Source organism: Haloferax sp. Atlit-4N (assembly GCF_003383025.1).
Lineage (GTDB): Archaea > Halobacteriota > Halobacteria > Halobacteriales > Haloferacaceae > Haloferax > Haloferax gibbonsii.
The window spans coordinates 110845-127675 of record NZ_PSYY01000002.1 but is presented as its reverse complement, the minus strand read 5'-3'; the positions used below and the strand labels follow the sequence as shown (position 1 = coordinate 127675).

Annotated in this window: 18 protein-coding genes and 2 tRNA genes; 9 read left to right on the top strand and 11 right to left on the bottom strand. The window is 65.3% G+C overall.

The window, feature by feature from the left end; genetic code table 11:
* Nucleotides 1-58 precede the first annotated feature (58 nt).
* The 3 genes from C5C07_RS09760 to C5C07_RS09750 form a co-directional block, all read right to left on the bottom strand.
* Nucleotides 59-943 carry a universal stress protein gene (locus C5C07_RS09760; RefSeq protein WP_115804998.1) on the bottom strand — a complete coding sequence of 295 codons (885 nt, stop codon included), beginning with the start codon at nucleotides 941-943 and terminating at the stop codon, nucleotides 59-61.
* Between the two features lie 54 nt (nucleotides 944-997).
* Complete coding sequence (gene moaA, locus C5C07_RS09755) at nucleotides 998-1960, bottom strand: GTP 3',8-cyclase MoaA (protein WP_050459785.1); 963 nt, start codon at nucleotides 1958-1960, stop codon at nucleotides 998-1000.
* Nucleotides 1961-2036: 76 nt separating this feature from the next.
* Nucleotides 2037-3302, bottom strand: coding sequence for a PQQ-binding-like beta-propeller repeat protein (locus C5C07_RS09750; RefSeq protein ID WP_233510332.1), 1266 nt, complete (start codon nucleotides 3300-3302; stop codon nucleotides 2037-2039).
* A 220-nt stretch (nucleotides 3303-3522) separates the two neighbouring features.
* Between C5C07_RS09750 and C5C07_RS09745 the strand changes: the two genes are divergently transcribed.
* The 5 genes from C5C07_RS09745 (at nucleotide 3523) to C5C07_RS09725 (ending at nucleotide 6743) form a co-directional block, all read left to right on the top strand.
* On the top strand, nucleotides 3523-4563 hold the full coding sequence (locus C5C07_RS09745) for an Mrp/NBP35 family ATP-binding protein (protein ID WP_004974495.1): 1041 nt from the start codon (nucleotides 3523-3525) through the stop codon (nucleotides 4561-4563).
* On the top strand, nucleotides 4560-4877 hold the full coding sequence (locus C5C07_RS09740; protein WP_115804996.1) for a hypothetical protein: 318 nt from the start codon (nucleotides 4560-4562) through the stop codon (nucleotides 4875-4877). Before C5C07_RS09745 ends, C5C07_RS09740 begins: the two co-directional genes overlap by 4 nt.
* A 248-nt stretch (nucleotides 4878-5125) precedes the next feature.
* Entirely contained in the window at nucleotides 5126-5761 is a 636-nt protein-coding gene (locus C5C07_RS09735) for a uracil-DNA glycosylase family protein (protein WP_115804995.1), read from the top strand.
* Between the two features lie 96 nt (nucleotides 5762-5857).
* Nucleotides 5858-6613 (top strand): hypothetical protein, encoded by a 756-nt coding sequence (locus tag C5C07_RS09730; protein WP_004974484.1) that lies wholly within the window; start codon nucleotides 5858-5860, stop codon nucleotides 6611-6613.
* Between the two features lie 46 nt (nucleotides 6614-6659).
* Nucleotides 6660-6743 (top strand) — tRNA-Ser (locus C5C07_RS09725).
* Nucleotides 6744-6942: 199 nt separating this feature from the next.
* Here C5C07_RS09725 and C5C07_RS09720 read toward each other — a convergent pair.
* Nucleotides 6943-7674, bottom strand: a complete 732-nt coding sequence (locus tag C5C07_RS09720; protein WP_004974483.1) for a GNAT family N-acetyltransferase — start codon at nucleotides 7672-7674, stop codon at nucleotides 6943-6945.
* 151 nt (nucleotides 7675-7825) lie between these two features.
* Between C5C07_RS09720 and C5C07_RS09715 the strand changes: the two genes are divergently transcribed.
* Nucleotides 7826-8146 carry a DUF5785 family protein gene (locus C5C07_RS09715; protein ID WP_004974481.1) on the top strand — a complete coding sequence of 107 codons (321 nt, stop codon included), beginning with the start codon at nucleotides 7826-7828 and terminating at the stop codon, nucleotides 8144-8146.
* Nucleotides 8147-8182: 36 nt separating this feature from the next.
* Here the strand turns inward: C5C07_RS09715 and udk are convergent, their stop codons facing one another.
* Nucleotides 8183-8878: a uridine kinase gene (udk, locus tag C5C07_RS09710; RefSeq protein ID WP_004974480.1), complete on the bottom strand. Its 696-nt coding sequence runs from the start codon at nucleotides 8876-8878 to the stop codon at nucleotides 8183-8185.
* A gap of 187 nt (nucleotides 8879-9065) precedes the next feature.
* On the opposite strand from udk, the gene C5C07_RS09705 reads away from it, so the two are divergent.
* Complete coding sequence (locus C5C07_RS09705; protein ID WP_049905047.1) at nucleotides 9066-10379, top strand: ABC transporter substrate-binding protein; 1314 nt, start codon at nucleotides 9066-9068, stop codon at nucleotides 10377-10379.
* A 249-nt stretch (nucleotides 10380-10628) separates the two neighbouring features.
* On the opposite strand, the gene C5C07_RS09700 is transcribed toward C5C07_RS09705, so the two are convergent.
* From C5C07_RS09700 to C5C07_RS09685, 4 genes are read right to left on the bottom strand one after another with little or no spacing between them, the layout of a single operon-like run.
* The gene (locus C5C07_RS09700; RefSeq protein ID WP_115804994.1) at nucleotides 10629-11390 is read right to left on the bottom strand and encodes an ABC transporter ATP-binding protein; all 762 of its coding nucleotides are present in this window, start codon (nucleotides 11388-11390) and stop codon (nucleotides 10629-10631) included.
* The gene (locus tag C5C07_RS09695) at nucleotides 11387-12250 is read right to left on the bottom strand and encodes an ABC transporter ATP-binding protein (RefSeq protein ID WP_004974475.1); all 864 of its coding nucleotides are present in this window, start codon (nucleotides 12248-12250) and stop codon (nucleotides 11387-11389) included. Before C5C07_RS09695 ends, C5C07_RS09700 begins: the two co-directional genes overlap by 4 nt.
* The gene (locus C5C07_RS09690; RefSeq protein ID WP_115804993.1) at nucleotides 12243-13610 is read right to left on the bottom strand and encodes a branched-chain amino acid ABC transporter permease; all 1368 of its coding nucleotides are present in this window, start codon (nucleotides 13608-13610) and stop codon (nucleotides 12243-12245) included. The genes C5C07_RS09695 and C5C07_RS09690 overlap by 8 nt, the downstream gene beginning before the upstream one ends.
* A complete protein-coding gene (locus C5C07_RS09685) occupies nucleotides 13607-14545 on the bottom strand; it encodes a branched-chain amino acid ABC transporter permease (RefSeq protein WP_004974466.1) in 939 nt (312 codons plus the stop codon). The genes C5C07_RS09690 and C5C07_RS09685 overlap by 4 nt, the downstream gene beginning before the upstream one ends.
* A 328-nt stretch (nucleotides 14546-14873) precedes the next feature.
* On the opposite strand from C5C07_RS09685, the gene C5C07_RS09680 reads away from it, so the two are divergent.
* On the top strand, nucleotides 14874-15419 hold the full coding sequence (locus C5C07_RS09680; RefSeq protein ID WP_115804992.1) for a GNAT family N-acetyltransferase: 546 nt from the start codon (nucleotides 14874-14876) through the stop codon (nucleotides 15417-15419).
* Nucleotides 15420-15430: 11 nt separating this feature from the next.
* Nucleotides 15431-15504: transfer RNA gene (locus C5C07_RS09675), tRNA-Thr, on the top strand.
* A 93-nt stretch (nucleotides 15505-15597) separates the two neighbouring features.
* Here the strand turns inward: C5C07_RS09675 and C5C07_RS09670 are convergent.
* A complete protein-coding gene (locus C5C07_RS09670) occupies nucleotides 15598-16017 on the bottom strand; it encodes a hypothetical protein (protein ID WP_004974462.1) in 420 nt (139 codons plus the stop codon).
* 446 nt (nucleotides 16018-16463) lie between these two features.
* On the bottom strand, nucleotides 16464-16682 hold the full coding sequence (locus C5C07_RS09665; protein WP_008094913.1) for a helix-turn-helix domain-containing protein: 219 nt from the start codon (nucleotides 16680-16682) through the stop codon (nucleotides 16464-16466).
* Between the last annotated feature and the right edge of the window lie 149 nt (nucleotides 16683-16831).

Below are 16831 nucleotides of genomic sequence, written 5' to 3'. Positions count from 1 at the left end.
AACACGCTACCCTGAGTAGTGGGGACGTATAAATTGAATGGAACTTCTAAAAACTAGTTCAGCGTTTTACACTGTCGCTCACGCTCGGGACGACGAGGACCGGAACTTCCGCGTGGCGGACGACCCGACTGGCGACGACCCCGCCGGCGCGGTGTTCCGTGGGCCGGGGTCGTCGGTTTTCGCCGCCGGACCCCCCGACGCCGACGACGACCACGTCGGCCCCCACCCGTTCGACGTGCGCCAGCAGTTCGGCCGCGGGCTCGCCGGTTCGGACGGTTCCGCCGGATTCGACGGCGTCTCTCGCGGCCGCGGCGACGACGTCGTTCAGTCGGGTTCGCGCCTCGGCTTCGAGGGCTCGGAGGGCCTCCGGCGACGCGATTGCGGCATCGCGGCCGTCTACGATGGCGAGCGGTTGGAGCGTCGCGCGGGTCGCCGCGGCGATGCGGCGGGCGAGCGGCGCAGCCGACCCCGACGACGACTCGCCGTCCGCGAGAAGCGCAACCGTCCGGTAGTCCGGGTCGGTGGCCGCCGCCGGAACCGCGAGCGTCGGGACCGGCGGCGCGCCGAGAAGCCGCTCCGCGACCGACCCGACGAGAAACCGACCGGAACCGGTCTGTCCGCGCCGCCCGAGGACGAGCAGGTCTCCCTCGCCGACGGCGCGCTCCACTACGGTCGCGGCCGGACCGTCGGCGACTTCCGAGGTCGCTCGGACGTCCGCGAGGAGCGCACGACGGACGACCGCGCTGACGGCCACCTCCGCTTCGAAGGCGGCGCTTACGGACGGTTCGGCGGTCTCGGCGGCGGCCGACGACGTGCCGGTCGCGGAGACGACGTGGAGCGGCGCGTCGAGGACGCGGGCGAGAAACAGCGCGTGGGTCGCGGCCGTTCTCGCGGGTTCGCTTCCGTCCGTCGCGAGGACCACGCGCTCGACGATGACAGTCATGGGCTCCGAAAAGTCGTCAGAAGAGAAAAGCTCGCGCGTCGGGACGGTCGCCGCTCAGGCCCCGATGTACTCTTCGTTGATGGTCCAGCCGTCGTCGCCGTCGCGGACGAGGTACTCGCCGTAGTACGGCACGCGGTTGGCGACGACCGCCTCGAACGTCTCGCGGATTTCCTCCCGGGTCATCTCGCCCATCGGACGGAGGTCGTCGTTGCGGTTGAGACAGCCCTTGAGGTATCCTTGGTGTGTTACGCGCACGCGGTGGCAGTTGGCGCAGAACTCGGGATTCTCCACGGGGTCGACGATTTCGACCATTCCCTCGCCGACGTAGTAGCGGCGGCGGTGGTGCATGTCGCGGACCTCCACCTCGTCGGCGAGGTCGGCCAGCCAGCGGTGGACCCGCTCGATGTCGATGTTCCACTCCGGGCGGCCCGTCAGTTCGGGCATGTACTGGATGAGCTGGAGCTGTAGCCCCTCGTTCTCGGCGACGTACTCGACCATCTCCTCGACGTGGCCCGCGGTCTTCGTGAACACGACCATGTTGAGCTTCACGGGCGTGAGACCGGCGTCGACCGCGGCCTTGACGCCCTCCATCACCTTGTCGTACGCGCCGGACTTGGTGATTTGCGCGAACGCCTCGGGGTCGAGGGCGTCCTGCGAGACGTTCACGCGGTCGAGTCCGGCCGCGACGAGGTCCTCCGCTCGGTCGCCGAGGAACGTCCCGTTGGTGGTGAGCGACGTCTCCATCGAGTCCGGCGTCCGGCGGATAATCTCTTCGAGGTCCGAGCGGAGCATCGGCTCGCCCCCGGTGAACTTCACCTTCTCGACGCCGTACTCCTCGACGACTTCGAGAAAACGGACCACGTCGTCAGTGCTCATCTCCTCGTCCGCGGGGTCCATCGGCCCGCGCGTGTCGCCCAAGCCCTCGTTATGACAGTAGACGCAGTCGAAGTTACACCGGTCGGTCAGAGAGATTCGAACGCCGGTTACCTCGCGGCCAAAGTCGTCCACCAGCACCATATACCGAATCCTGGGAGCGTACGTTGATAAATTCGCTGTCGATGACTGGGGCGGCGTAACTGGTATTAGTTACAACTCACCAAAACTCGAAGACGTTCGTGTCGACAGCGTGGAGGAAGTGCGGTGTCGTGTAGAACGCGACACCGTCTGCGACTGCAGGTGAACCTTCTGTGCCGCTCGCTCCCCATCGTCGTTTCGGTGCGGCATCGAGGAGTTCACCTGTCTCACTGTCGAGTGCGACGAGCGTTCCGTACTCGCCGTCGCCCGCGTAGACCACATCATCGATAACGACGGGGACGCCCCAGCCGGAAATCGGTGCGTGGTCATCGTCGAACCATCCAATCTCGGAGTGCCAGTCGCTCGCATCGCCGAAGGCACGCCACCGCACCTCACCGGTCTCGGCGTCGAGCGACAGCAGGTAGCGGTCACTCGAGAGATAGAGCGCAGACCCGTCGTGTGAGATTCCCCGTGACGACCACGCACCACCGACGGGTCGGTCCCACACCGTCTCCCCGGTTTCGGCGTCTAGCGCGTACAGTCTGTACTCATGCGTGTCGTCACGCTCGTGGAAGACTTGCGTTGCGACGTACGCCGTTCCGTTTCGCACGGTTGCGGGTGTGTCCACAGGAACCGCTCTCGTCCACTGCACCTCGCCGTCGGCGGTGTCGAGTGCGACGATGGCGCGTCCGAGAAAGCAGAGATAGACCGTTCCATCGGCGACAGTCGGACTGAACGTCAGGTCGGTCGCGTACTCGTCCGGTCTGTACTCCCACAGGAGACTCCCGTCTGAGGCGTCGAGAGCAAATAGACCTTCTGAGCCGCTGTACTCGTCGTCGTCATCCCGAACTCGTGTTGACCCGTAGGTTCCGGTGTAAACGACGCCGTCGGTGATGGCCGGGTGGCAGGTATCCGCGAGAAATCGAGGGCCAGTATTCTCGAATTTCCATCGTTCGGTGCCGTCGAAGTCAAGGGCGCGGAGGCCACGGAACGTCTGAATGAAGAGGCCGTCGTCACTAGCGGTGAGGGAGTCAGCGTACGAACTGTTGTGTTTCGGGGTGTGTTGCTCTATGGACCGCGTCCACCGACCCTCGCCAGTGCTGGCGTCGAAGGCGTTGAGGTAGGTTTCGGCCTCCCTCCCAGACATTCCTCCGGTCATCGACCCGAGGTAGACGGTGTCACCGGCGACGACCGGTGAAGATTGATTCCAGTCACCGACGAAATCGGCTTTCCACCGCCGCTTAAGTGGAGGTTTCGGTCCAGACACGTCTGCAGGTGCGCCGGTACGAGCGGGGCCGTACCCGCGCGTCTGCCACGACCCGGAGACAGTCGTGCGACGATTCATCGCCGAACACCCCGCGAGTGAAACCGTCGCGCCGGTTCCGAGCGCTGCGAGGAGTCGGCGTCTGGAGAGGGCTTGTCCGTCGGCACCGGGACCGTGAGAAGAGGACACTAATGTTTGTTCCCAGACAGGATATATACGTCTTCGGGTGCAGCCGTCTCGGTAGCCATCCCCGACCGGCCCTTACAAAACTCTTATCGGCCGCACCGCCGGAGTGACGGACATGGACGAAGCCGACGTACGCGACCGCTTGCGTGCGGTCGAGGACCCCGAACTCGGAGACGACATCGTCTCGCTCGGACTGGTGAACGCCGTCGAGGTCGACGGCGACACCGCCCGCATCTCGCTCGCGCTCGGTGCCCCGTACTCCCCGGCGGAGACGGACATCGGCCGTCGAATCCGCGAGGTCCTCGCCGAGGACGGACTGGAGGCCGACCTCACCGCCAAGATTCCGAGCGACCGCGACCCCGACGAGGAGGTCCTCCCCGGCGTGAAGAACATCATCGCCGTCGCCTCCGGCAAGGGCGGCGTCGGGAAGTCGACGGTCGCCGTGAACCTCGCGGCCGGCCTCTCGAAGCTCGGCGCGCGCGTCGGCCTGTTCGATGCCGACATCTACGGGCCGAACGTCCCGCGGATGGTCGCCGCCGAGGAAGCGCCGCAGGCGACCCAAGACCAGACCATCGTCCCGCCGGAGAAGTACGGCATGAAGCTCATGTCGATGGCCTTCCTCGTCGGCGACGACGACCCGGTCATCTGGCGCGGCCCGATGGTCCACCAGCTTCTCACCCAGCTCGTCGAGGACGTGGAGTGGGGCAGCCTCGACTACCTCGTCCTCGACCTCCCGCCGGGCACGGGCGACACCCAACTGTCCATCCTTCAGACGCTCCCGCTCACGGGCGCGGTCATCGTCACGACCCCGCAGAACGTCGCTCTCGACGACGCCAACAAGGGACTTCGGATGTTCGGCAAGCACGACACGAACGTCCTCGGCATCGTCGAGAACATGAGCACGTTCCGGTGTCCCGACTGCGGGAACCGCCACGACATCTTCGGCGCGGGCGGCGGCCGCGAGTTCGCCGCGTCGAACGACCTGCCGTTCCTCGGGGCGCTCCCGCTCGACCCGGCCGTCCGCGAGGGCGGCGACGGCGGCAAGCCCATCGTCCTCGAAGACGGCGACGAGACGGCCGACGCGTTCCGCGTGATGACCGAGAACATCGCCGACATGGTCGGCGTCGTCCAGCGGCGGACCGTCAGCGAGCGATGAGCGACGACGGACGGCCCGACGCGGGCGGGGACGCCGATGCGGATGCGAGCCCAGAGGCGGACCCCGACGAGGTCGACTGGGAGATGGCTCCGGACTCGGACGCCGACTTCCCCGCGGACCCCGAACGCGTCGCGTTCCTCCGCGACATCGCCGACGACATCTACGGCGAGTCCTCCGAGAGCCGGCAGGTGTCGGCCATCCTCTACCGCGTCAGCGACCTCTACGACCCCGACGGCGACACCTCGCCCGAGGAGATTTACCTGAACGTCCGCCACATCATGGACATCAAGGCGCAGGGCGGCATCGACCGCTGAACTGACTCCCCCGACTGCCGAACACCGCTGACCGTCCGACTCGCGTTCGCCTCCGCTCGGTTCACTTCCGCTTTTGTCGACTCCGCGATTCGAGCGACTGCGCCCTCTTTGCCCGCGTCTCCTCCGATTCGCCCCGTGTTCACTTTCACCACGCACTCGCCGACTCGGTTGCCCCCCGCCAGCGAGGGTGCGACTCGATTATCTGCGCGGACCGGGCGGGTTTTGGTTCCGGAGCCGAATTCGAGGGTGTGGACGCACACCAACGCCAGTTCCGGAACCCCTTCTCGATGGACACCGACTGCACGAACTGCTCGGCGCTCTGCGAGACGCGCGAGCAGGTCGTCCACGGCTACGGCGACGTGGGCGCGGAGTTCCTGTTCGTCGGCGAGGCTCCGACCGCGGCCGCGGAGCGGACGGGCGTCCCCTTCACCGGCGACGAGGCCGGCCAGCGCGTCCAGCGCATCCTCGTCGACCTCGGGTTCGTCCGGTCCGAACCGGACGCCGACGAGCCGGACGTGCAGAACGTCTTTTTCACGTACCTCACGCGCTGTCGCCATCCCGAGCGCGGGCCGACCGACGACGAGGTCGCGACCTGCGAGCCCTACCTGAACGCGGAGATTCGGATGATAAACCCGCACATCATCGTCCCCGTCGGGCAGGCCGCGCTGGAGGCGCTCGCGTTCGACTACACCACGCGCGCGGCCGACAGCTTCGACGTCGACGCGGAGCACGCGACGACCATCCGCGGCCGCGGCTTCGAACTCGTCCCGATGAAGGAGCCGGAGCGATTGACCGACGCCGACGCCGAGGCGTTCGTCGAACACGTCCGCGAGTCGGTGTTCGGCCGGGACTACCGGCAGACGAAGGGTCGGCAGAGTCGCTGAAACGGGACGGCGCGCGGAGCGTTCCGTCCCCGCGGCCCCCCGATTCGACGGGTCACAAGCGGCGGGTTCAAGGGTTCCCCGGCGCGAGGGGAGGGTATGACGGTCATCGCCGTACTCGCCGAACCGCCGCGGCCGGGACTGGTGCTTTCGGAACTCGCGGAGACGAGTCCGCTCACCGAAGCCGAAGCCGCGGAGCTCTACGCCGCGATGCTCAAAGACGCCTGTATCGCCGTCGAGCGCTCCGGCGGCGACCTCCTCGTCAACTACCGTACCGAGGACGACCTCCCGGACGAGTTCGCCGGGGACCACGACTCGGAGGCCGAGATTCGGAGCGTCGTCGCCGACGCCCTCGGCGGCACCGACGGCGTGCGGTTCGAACCGCAGGTCGGCTCGTCGTTCTCCGCCCGCGCGGGCAACACCGTCTCGCATCTCCTCAACGAGGAGGAGGTCCACTCGGCCGCTATCGTCCGCCCGGTCGCGCCGCTTCTCGGGCGCACCCACATCGACAGCGCGGCGATGAAGCTCCGGAGCACGCCCGTCGTCCTCGGCCCCTCGACGGAAGGGCGCGTCTACTTCTCGGGCTTCCTCGACCCCATCGATTTCACCGACGCCTACGCGGAGCCGGAAGTCGAGACGCTCGCCGAGCGCGCCGACGACGCGGGCCACGGCCTCGACTACGTCCCGATGCTTCCCGTCCTCGAAACGGGTGCGGACCTCGCCACGGTCGTGCCGATGCTCCGCTCGCGGGTCGAGTCGGAGCGGGTCGTCCCCGAGCACACGACGACGTTCGTCTTCGAGAGGGGGCTTCGGGTCGAACCGACCGACGGCGTGTTGGAACTCGTCCGCGACTGAGCGAAGCGACAACACTTAGGTATCCGACTCAAAACTGTCGTGCGAAGGTGGGATGGCGGAGTGGCCTAACGCGCCTGCCTTGAAAGCAGGTTTCCTCACGGAATCCTGGGTTCAAATCCCAGTCCCACCGCATTCTCAGAGAACCGAGACGCGCAGGTTTAGCTGCGCGTCTCCGGTGAACACGTGACGCGGAGACAGACTGGGATTTGAAGCAGGGAGCGACGCGAACGACGTGAGCGGAGCGAGTGGGGTTCAAATCCCAGTCCCACCGCATTCTCAGAGAATCGACCGACAACCCCACAAAAACCGACCCACCGCCGCCGACCCGCTCAGAACCGGTACGCCATCATCACTTCGTCGACGTGCTCGTCGCCGATAGTGTAGTGGTCCCTGCGAATCGCCTCGGTCTCCCAGTCGTGGTCGCCGAGGAACTCCAGCGCGCGGTCGTTCGTCATCGGAACGCTGTTGTACACTTTCCGGAAGCCGTTGGCTTCGGCCCAGTCGAGGCCGCGGCGAAGCAGGAGGCTGCCGATGCCCGAACCGCGGTACTCTCCCTTGACGCCGACGGTCTGCTGGGCGGTCTCGCGGATGCGCGACACCTGCGGGAGGTCGAGGTGCGTCCAGCCGACGACCTCCTCGCCGATGGTGGCGACGAAGAACACCCGAGACTCCACCCGGTTGTGGCGCGTGACCGCCTCGTCGTAGAGGAGTTGTTCGGCGATTGTCTCGGCGACGACGTACGTCTCTTCGGACGTCACGTCGCGAATGGCGTCGACCAGACCCTCGAAGTCGCGCTGACGGGCGGGTCGGATGGTGACGATTCCCGCGTCGGTCTCGTGTTCCTCGATAGCGCCCACGTCGAGCGCCAACTGGAGGGTGCCGCCGTCTTCTTGGAGATAACCGCGGGATTTCAGTCGCTCCAGTTCGGTTCTGAACTCGTCGGACGAGACGGGCGCGACGTCGAGGAGGACGTTCCGTTTCGCGGTGCCGTGCCGCTCGACGTACTCGTAAATCAGCTTGCTGGCCTCGGATTCGAACGTCGGCCGCTCGGTCGCTCGCATGACTCCAAGAACGATGGCGTGCCACGCGTATATTTCTTGTTCATCGGTAGCAAGCGACACGAAGAGGCGAGGGCGACTCGGCCGCGACGTTCCGCGTGACAAATTCCCACAAATGCGTAACGGCTTTGAATCGGCCTGCCAACACTCGGGTATGGATTGGCCACACGACCCGGACGGCGAAGAGGGGAGCGAAGGCGGACGCAAGTACGGCCAGGCAGTCATCGCGAAGAAGATCGACGAAGACGAGGACTTCCCGCTGAACAAAGCGGAGTTCGTCGAGGAGTTCGGCGACCACCCCATCCGACTCGACTACGAGCGCGTCGTCTCGCTCGCGGACATCTTCGAGCACGTCGAAGGCGAGGAGTTCGGCGACTTCGTCGAACTGCACAAGGCAGTCGGCAAGGCGATGCGCGAAAACGACTTCTGGTTCTACGAGGGCGCAGCGCAGTTCGTCACCGGCAAGAACGCGTAATCTTCGAGGCCCCGATTTTCGACCCGCGACGCCGCGTTAGTTGTCGGGCCCGCGGGACGAGGTCCGCTCTTGGACTTTCCGTTCGATAGCGTCGCGCTCCCAGGTGCGCGTCTCGTCGCCTTCGACTTCCGCTTGGACTTTCTCTTCGAGCAGCGTGACGGCGACGCTGTTGGCCCCCTCGGGAATGATGAGGTCCGCGTGCTTCTTCGTCGGCTCGATGAACTGCTCGTGCATCGGCTTGACCGTCGAGAGGTACTGGTCGATGACGCCCTGGAGGTCGCGTCCGCGGTCGATTGCGTCCCGCTGGATGCGCCGGAGGATGCGAACGTCGGCGTCGGTCTCGACGTAGAGCCGGAGGTCGAGCATCTCGTTTACGTCCTCGTCGTAGAGCGCGAGAATCCCCTCGAGGATGATGACGTCGGTCGGTTCGACGGTGTTCCGCTCGGGCTTCCGGTTGTGTATCTCGAAGTCGTACTGCGGCATCTCGACCGCTCTCCCCTCCAGCAGTTCCGAGAGCTGTTCGTACAGGAGGTTCCACTCGAACGCCGAGGGGTGGTCGTAGTTCACCTGCTCGCGCTCGGTCATCTCGAGGTGACTCTGGTCTTTGTAGTAGTTGTCAATCGGAATCCGCGTCACGGACTCGCCGACGTTCTCCGTGATGAGTCGGGCCACGGTGGTCTTGCCGGCACCGCTCCCCCCCGCGATACCGATAACGAACGACGGGATAGTCATTGTCCCAAAGACGCCCGCGAACGGGTTTGAACGCAGCGGTTCTCCGGCTTCGGCGCGTTGGGTATATAAAGCACGATGTCTGACGTTCTCACACAGCCGATTCTCGCACCGCCGTCGGTCGCAATTATCATGGCTTTTCAAACGCAGGGAGTAAATTTTATAAGCGGGAGTTGCCATTGCCTTTCACATGGTACGTGATATCGTACGCCGCGACTTCCTCAAGGGAGTGGGAGCCGCGGGCGCGGCAGGCTTGACTGGCTTATCCGGATGCATCGGTGGCGGCGGCGGTGGCGGCGGTCCCGAAGGACTCGTCGTCATCGGCTACCCCGAAAGCGGTATTCAACTGTTCCGTGACTACTACAGCGCGTCCGACGGGAGCGAGGAGATACTCGTGCCCGACGGGATGCGCTCCGGGTCGATGCCCGGACAGGTCGGCAACGACATGGCGAACGTGACCGGGACGGCACCCGCCGCTGGCGGTCCGAACCAAGACACGTTCAATCAACTGTTCGAAGACGAGTACGGCGCGGCTCCGGGCGTCTTCACGTCGCAGACCTACGACTCGGTCGCGATTCAGCTGCTCGCGAACGCCGCCGCCGGGGAGAACTCCGGCCCGGCCATCAAAGACCAGATGCGCCGGATGGCGAACCCCGATGGAATGACCGTCGGACCGGACAACCTCGTCGAGGGCGTCGAGGCGGCCGCGAACGGCGAAGACATCGACTACCAGGGCGCGTCCTCGTCCGTCAACTTCGACGAGAACGGCGACCCGGCGGAAGCCGCGTACGCCATCTGGGAGTTCGACGCCGAGAACAACGCCACGTCGAGCGTCGAGACGCAGTCGTTCGCCGGCGAGAACCCCGACGGGAACGGCCCGTCCGCGGACAGCGGTCCGGGCGGTTCCGACCGCGAGATGTCGGTCGGCATCCTCCTGCCCGAGACCGGCGACCTCGCGGCCGTCGGTGCGCCGATGATTCAGGCCGCGCAGATTCCGGTCATGCAGGTCAACGACGCCAACCCGGCCGGGCTCTCCGTCAACGCGCAAATCGAAGACACCCAGACGTCCCCGGACGCCGGTGTCTCCGCCGCGCAGTCGCTCGTCTCCGCGGGCGTTCCGTCCGTCTGTGGGTCCGCGTCCTCCGGCGTGAACGTCCCCGTCTCGAAGCAGGCGTTCATCCCGAACGAAATCGTCGGTTGCTCGCCGTCCTCGACGGCGCTGTCCGTCTCGAACCTCGAAGACAACGACTTCATCTTCCGGACTGCACCGTCCGACTTCCTGCAGGGCCGCGTCATGGCGCAGGTCATGGCCGAGCGCCTCGAAGTCAGTTCGGTCTCGACGCTGTACGTCAACAACGACTACGGCCAGCAGCTCTCGGAGCGCTTCTCGAACGTGTTCAGCGACTCGTTCGACGGCGAAGTGTACAACCAGGTCGCGTTCAACATCGGCGAGTCGTCGTACTCCTCCGTCATCGAGACGGCGCTCTCCGGCCCGGACAACTAAGACCGACTCGGCAGACCCGACTTTTCTTTCGTCGCCACCGACGCGAGCGGTTGCGCTCATCTTCTACCATCCGTCTCCCACCGCACCCCCGCGACCGACACAAGACACTCACACGACACGAACACGGTAGTGACCCTCGACGGTGGCTCATCGGGTGGTTCGGACGACAGAGACGGCGGCCTCTCGGTCGAGTCGTTCCAGTACGTCTGCGATTGACGGCGGAAAAATAGCGTGGACCGCCGAGACGGGCTATCCGCCGAGGAAGTCCTGCCGGACCTGTTCGTCTTCGAGGAGCGCCGTGCCGGTGTCCATGTAGCGGTTCTGCCCGTTGGCGAGGACGTAACCGCGGTCGCAGCGCCGGAGCGCCTCCTTCGCGTTCTGTTCGACCATCAGGACGGCCGTGCCGGCCTCGTTAATCTCGTCGATTTTGTCGAACATCTCCTCGACGAGGTCGGGCGCGAGCCCCGCCGACGGTTCGTCGAGGAGCAGCAGGTCGGGGTCGAGCATGAGCGCGCGACCCATCGCGAGCATCTGCTGTTGCCCGCCGGACATCGTGCCCGCCTTCTGGTCTTTCCGCTCTCTGAGGATGGGGAACCGCTCGTAGACCGCCTCCATGGCGTCCTGCGGCACCTCGTCGAGGATGTACGCGCCCATTTCGAGGTTCTCTTCGACCGTCAGCGTCGGGAAGATGTTGTCGTTCTGCGGGACGTAACCGATGCCGACGTGGATGATGTCCTCGGGTCGACGCCCGGTGATGTCCTCGTCTTTGAACCGGACGGTCCCGCCCATGTGGGCGGTCAGGCCGAAGACGGACTTCATCGTCGTGGACTTGCCGGCCCCGTTCGGGCCGACGATGGTGACGTACTCGCCGTCGAACACGTCCATGTCGACGTCGGTGAGAATCTGGAGGTCGCCGTAGCCGGCGTCGAGGTTGCGGACGCGAAGGAGCACGTCGTCGCGTCCTTCGACGCCCGCGCCGCTCGTCGCGTCGGTGTTGGCGTCGACGCTCATACGTTACCACCGAGGTAGGCCTCGATGACCTCTTCGTTGCTCCGAATCTCGTCCGGCGTCCCCTCCGTGAGCACCGAGCCCTGGTGGAGGACGATGACGTGTTCACAGTTGTTCATGATGAGGTCCATGTCGTGTTCGACGAGCAGGAACGTGTAGCCCTGCTCGCGGAGTTCGTGTACGTGTTCGAGCAGTTTCTTCTCGAGCGTGGGGTTGACCCCGGCGAACGGCTCGTCCAAGAGCAGCATGTCGGGGTCGGTCAGGAGCGCCCGCGCCATCTCGAGGAGCTTGCGCTGCCCGCCGGAGAGGTTGCCCGCGTACTCCTCTGCGATGTGGGCGATGTCGAAGAAGTCGAGCACCTCCCAGACGCGTTCGAGGAGTTCCTCTTCCTGTTCGCGGACGTCGTCGCGGACGCCCGGCATGACGGAGCGCCACAGCGTCTCGCCGCGCTGGTGTTTCGGCGCGAGCATCATGTTTTCGAGGACGGTCATCTCGCTCAGTTCGCGGGCGATTTGGAACGTCCGAACCATCCCGCGGTTGGCGATTTCGTGCGGCTCCTCGCCGGTGATGTCCTCGCCGTTGAACGTGACCGTGCCGGCGTCGGGCTTGAGCATGCCCGTGATGAGGTTGAACGTCGTCGACTTGCCGGCCCCGTTCGGACCGATGAGACCCGTGAGCGACCCGGCTTCGACCTCGAAGGTCGCACCGTCGACGGCGGTGATGCCGCCGAAGGACTTCTCCAGTCCCTCGACTCGGAGCGGGTAGTCGACCGACGTGTCGACGCCGGAGGCGAACGCGCCGAGCGCGTCTTCGTCGACCTTGTTCGCCACGTCTTCGACCGGCTGGTCCGCGGCGTCACTCATCGGTCTCACCTCCCTGGGCCGCGGCGTCGACGCCGCCGTCGGTGCGGACCGAGTCGTCGTCGCCGCCGTCGACGGCCATCGACTTCGGCCGCGACAGCGGGATGACTGACGCGGTCTCCTTGCGGTAGCCGAGCATCCCCTCCGGCCGGTTGTGCATCAGCCAGATGAGCACGAGCCCCATCACGACCAGTTGGAGCTGCCGGATGCTGTCGACCGTGTACAGGAGGAACGGCACGGGGTCGAACTGCGAGATGAGCGGCGAGATTGCCTGCCCGAAGCCGGACGGCGAGTCGAGGTTGGGGAACACCGCCGACACGAGGTTCTGGAAGTACCTCGGCCCCTGGTAGAGCACCGCCGCGAAGACGGCCCCACCGAGGACGCTGCCCGTGTTCGAACCGGCCCCGCCGATGATGAGCGCGATCCAGATGAAGAACGTCACGCGCGGCCGGAAGAAGTTCGGCGTCACCGCGCCCTGCGGAACGAGCCAGAGGATGCCGGCGAGCCCCATGAGCGCACAGCCGAGCATGAACGACTTGATTTTGAACCGGTCGGTGTTCTTGCCGAGGGCGTTCGCGACGTCCTCGTCCTCGCGGATGGCCTTCAGCACGCGACCGAACGGCGATTCGCCGGTGCGCTTGAGCAGCCAGTAGAAACCCGCGACGAACCCGAGGAGCAACAGCCCGTAGACGAGGCCGTCGACGACCGGCTTGGGGTTCCTCGGCACGAGGACCTGGAAGGCGTCGACGAAGCCGAGGTATCCGTTCCAGAGGCCGACGCCGCGAAGCAGCGCCTCCAGCGGCGGGGCGAAGTCGAGGATGAGACCCGACCCACCGCCGAAGCCGACGCGGTTACCGAACAGCTGGAACTGCTGGAGTTCGCCGGAGAGGAAGCTGAACCGGACGATTTCCGACATCGCGATGGTGACGATTGCGAGGTAGTCGGCTCGCAACCGAAGCGCCGGGAGCGCGACCACGAGTCCCAACAGCGCGGCCGCGGTCATGCCGGCGAGGATGCCCACCCAAAGCGGCAGGCCGAGTCCGCCGACCTGCGCCGCGCCGCCGGCGACGTACGTCGGCTTCGTCACGATTGCCGTGACGTAGACGCCGACGGCCATGAAGCCGACGATGCCGATGTTGAACAGCCCGGTGTACCCCCAATGGAGGTTGAGCGCGAGCGACAGCATGGCGAAGACGCCGATGTAGAACGTCAGCGTCGCGATGGAGTTGAGCTGACCGCGGAGCGTGTATCCGAGGACGAACCCCGCGAGGACGTACGCGAGGTACGTCCCGAGGAGGACCAGTACGATGAGGCCCGCGTCGCCGCCCGGGATGCGGGCGGTGAAGTCGTCGCGGACGCTCATGCGGTCGCCCTCCCGCTGAACAGCCCGGACGGTTTCACGAGGAGGATGACGATCATGACGACGAAGGCCGCGGCCCGCGAGAACGCCGAGGGAATCCACAGGACCGACATCGACGCCGTCAGTCCGATGACGAGGCCGCCGGCGATGGCCCCGTAGATGGAGCCGATGCCGCCGAGGATGACCGCGGCGAAGATGAGAAGCAAGAGGAGCCACCCGTCGTTGAACCCGAGCGTCCCTTTCCAGAGGATGAACATGTACCCCGCGACGCCGGTCAGCCCGCCGCCGATAATCCACGTCGCGCGGACGACGCGCTCGGTCGAGATACCGGTGATGAGCGCGAGGTCCTTGTTGTCGGCCATCGCGCGCATCGCCTTCCCGAGTTTCGTCCGCTGTAAGAGGACGTGGACGCCGAGCATCAGGGCCGAGGCGACCACGAGAAGCGTGATGTCGTGGGCGTTGATGAAGACCGTGCCGTCGATGAAGTACAGCGACACCGAGGGCGGCTGCGCGGTCGTGCCGCGCACGTCAGAGCCGAAGACGAACTGCATCAGGTAGCGCAGCGCGAACGCGACCCCGATGCTCGTGATGAGGAGGGTGATACCGTCCTCGTTCCGAATCGGTTTGAAGATGGTCCGGTCGACCGCGAGCGACAGCGCGATGGCGAAGCCGCCGGAGACCACGATGCCGGCGACGACCGCGAGCGGCGTCGAGAGCATTCCGATACCGAGCGTCCCGCCGTAGACCGACCCCCCGGCCCCGACGAGCAGGAGCGCGCCGATGTCGGCGCGTCCCAGTCCGGCGATGAGGTACGTCGTTGCCCACCCCGAGAAGGCCCCCGCTGTGATGTAGTCGCCGTGCGAGAAATTAGCGAAGTTTAGAATACTGTACGTCATCGACAACCCGATGCCCGCGAGGCCGATTACGAGCCCCCGCATCAGACCATCCCAGACCAGCGTGCCAATGTCGGCAAACTGCGTCTGCCCTGTTGCTAACCCGCGAAGCAAGTCACCGAATAGTACGACTACGATGACCGCCAAGACGAGCGCGAACGGACGCTCGATGGCGAACTGCCTGCCACGGGAGTAGGTTTCGGCAATACCCATTGATAACTATCCTCATGATATGTGCGGACGATAAACATAGATAAATCTTTCTTCATCGGTCGTCTTTACTGACCCCGCTCGGCACCCCGCAGGGCCGCGATTCCTCGATTTCGGTCCGAATCGCCGACACTTAAAAGCGGATAGAGCCCCGACAGGGCCCATGCGCGTCAGTTCGGCGGCGTTTTCCGACCTCGACGACCTCGCCGACCTGTGGGTCGAACTCGCCGCGGACCAGCGGTCGTTCGGGTCGCACCTCCGCGCCGACGCCAATCGGGCGCCGATACGGGAGGCGCTGGCGCGACACGTCGCCGCCGACGGCGTGCTCGTCGCCCGTGAGGAGGGGACCGATGGGGCCGAGAAGAACGACGGGAACGACGGGAACGACGCGGAGGGACCGGAGACGGGCGACATCGTCGGTTTCGTCATGTTCGACATCGAGGCGGGGGCGTACGAGCAGGACGCGACCCGCGGGATGATTCGGAACCTGTTCGTCCGCCCGGCGTACCGAGACGCCGGGGTCGGCGCGCGACTGCTGGCGGCGGCGGAGACCGCGCTCGGAGACGCCGGCGCGGATACCGTCGCGTTGGACGTGCTGGCGGACAACGACGCCGCCCGTCGGTTTTACCGGCGGCACGGCTACCGACCGCACCGCGTCGAACTGGAGAAATCGATGCGAAACGATACACACTCAAAGGAGGACCGGTAATCGACGGACGCGCCAGGAGAGCATGGGCGGTTCATGCACTCGACTTGTAATCGAGACTTCGTGGGTTCAAATCCCACTCCTGGCTTCTGTCGCCGGTTCGACCGTTTTCTGCGCCCACGCGGGCCCCGCGTTCAGTCGTCGCGAGCCGGAGCCACGCCCGCGGTTCGTCGAGACGGGTTCAGTTCCGCCTCGCGGGCGGCCGGACCCGAATGAGGAGAAGCGACCCCGGCACGCCGAGGACGAGCGCCCGAAACGGATTATGCTTGATGATAACGTCGGGGTCGAGCGGCTCCGACTGGAGGTCGGTGATGCGGATGCACGAGTAGTAGACTGTGACGTGAGTGAGCACGTACGCGAACGCCGCGGGGACGACGACCGGATACCGGATGCCGCTCATCGCGAGCCCCTCGAACGCGAGGGCGGTGAGCGCCGAGATGAACAGGAGGTTTCCCAGTTGGAGCGTGACACCGGTCAGCGCCGTTATCGCGGTGTCGAACAGCGACGCGCCGTAGGGGGTGTACGTGAGCGCAGTGACGACTGCCACCGCTCCGAGAAAGAGCCCGGCGAACAACCCAGATAACGCGTACACGAACTCCATTGGAGGACCGTTACGGGACCGACGGGGGCGATGAATTTAGTTCTACCCCCCTCGTTATCGCGGTCGAAAATCAGAGAATCCCGCCGAGCGCGGCGGGACGCGGCGTCGAGACGGAATTTTATCTTTATCCGGAACGTCGTGTTCGGTATGAACGGGACCGATCAATTCATGTTCGCCGTGACGCTTCTCATCTTCGCGCTCCTCCTCGTCGGCCTCCTTCTCGCACTCGTCTAGGGAGAAAACTTATGTGATATTCATGGAGGATACTAGATACCATGCCGGAATGTCAGAACTGTGGTTCGTTCGTGACGCCCGCATACGCCCGAGTCTTCACTCCCGATGGCATGGAGAATCCGCGTGTCTGCCCGAACTGCGAGGATATGGTCCGCGACGGCGCACAGGTCCGGGCGGCGCGGTCGCCGAGGAATCACTGACTCGCCGAGCCGTCACTGAGCGACGTGGTAGCGTTCGGCGTCCTGTCGGACGAAGCCGCGCTTCGACAGCGTACTGAGGATGCTGTAGAGGGCGATTTTCTTCATCTCCAGCCCGTTTTGCAGGTCGGTGATGGACGCGCCGTCGTGCGTGGTGAGATAGAGGTACACGAGCTTGGCCGAGGGCGATTCGAGTTCGCCAGGGACTTCGATGGTCGGAACCGTCTGTTGCATGGTCGTTGTCATCCCCTTTGCTTCGACGATAATAAAACTCTCTTACAACAATCGTCGAAGAACCGAGGTCGGGGGTGAGGCCGCGAACGTCCCGAATTCGAGAGAATCGTTGTATTCGTCACGAACGTACATCGGATAATTGTCGGTGT

Coding starts and splice junctions, on each gene's coding strand:
- C5C07_RS09685 (WP_004974466.1), bottom strand. CDS start 14,545: ATGCGGGGGCTCGTAATCGGCCTCGCGGGCATCGGGTTGTCGATGACG.
- C5C07_RS09760 (WP_115804998.1), bottom strand. CDS start 943: ATGACTGTCATCGTCGAGCGCGTGGTCCTCGCGACGGACGGAAGCGAA.
- C5C07_RS09670 (WP_004974462.1), bottom strand. CDS start 16,017: ATGGAGTTCGTGTACGCGTTATCTGGGTTGTTCGCCGGGCTCTTTCTC.
- C5C07_RS09700 (WP_115804994.1), bottom strand. CDS start 11,390: ATGAGCGTCGACGCCAACACCGACGCGACGAGCGGCGCGGGCGTCGAA.
- C5C07_RS09705 (WP_049905047.1), top strand. CDS start 9,066: ATGGTACGTGATATCGTACGCCGCGACTTCCTCAAGGGAGTGGGAGCC.
- udk (WP_004974480.1), bottom strand. CDS start 8,878: ATGACTATCCCGTCGTTCGTTATCGGTATCGCGGGGGGGAGCGGTGCC.
- C5C07_RS09730 (WP_004974484.1), top strand. CDS start 5,858: ATGACGGTCATCGCCGTACTCGCCGAACCGCCGCGGCCGGGACTGGTG.
- C5C07_RS09745 (WP_004974495.1), top strand. CDS start 3,523: ATGGACGAAGCCGACGTACGCGACCGCTTGCGTGCGGTCGAGGACCCC.
- C5C07_RS09740 (WP_115804996.1), top strand. CDS start 4,560: ATGAGCGACGACGGACGGCCCGACGCGGGCGGGGACGCCGATGCGGAT.
- moaA (WP_050459785.1), bottom strand. CDS start 1,960: ATGGTGCTGGTGGACGACTTTGGCCGCGAGGTAACCGGCGTTCGAATC.
- C5C07_RS09680 (WP_115804992.1), top strand. CDS start 14,874: ATGCGCGTCAGTTCGGCGGCGTTTTCCGACCTCGACGACCTCGCCGAC.
- C5C07_RS09720 (WP_004974483.1), bottom strand. CDS start 7,674: ATGCGAGCGACCGAGCGGCCGACGTTCGAATCCGAGGCCAGCAAGCTG.
- C5C07_RS09715 (WP_004974481.1), top strand. CDS start 7,826: ATGGATTGGCCACACGACCCGGACGGCGAAGAGGGGAGCGAAGGCGGA.
- C5C07_RS09690 (WP_115804993.1), bottom strand. CDS start 13,610: ATGAGCGTCCGCGACGACTTCACCGCCCGCATCCCGGGCGGCGACGCG.
- C5C07_RS09695 (WP_004974475.1), bottom strand. CDS start 12,250: ATGAGTGACGCCGCGGACCAGCCGGTCGAAGACGTGGCGAACAAGGTC.
- C5C07_RS09665 (WP_008094913.1), bottom strand. CDS start 16,682: ATGCAACAGACGGTTCCGACCATCGAAGTCCCTGGCGAACTCGAATCG.
- C5C07_RS09750 (WP_233510332.1), bottom strand. CDS start 3,302: ATGAATCGTCGCACGACTGTCTCCGGGTCGTGGCAGACGCGCGGGTAC.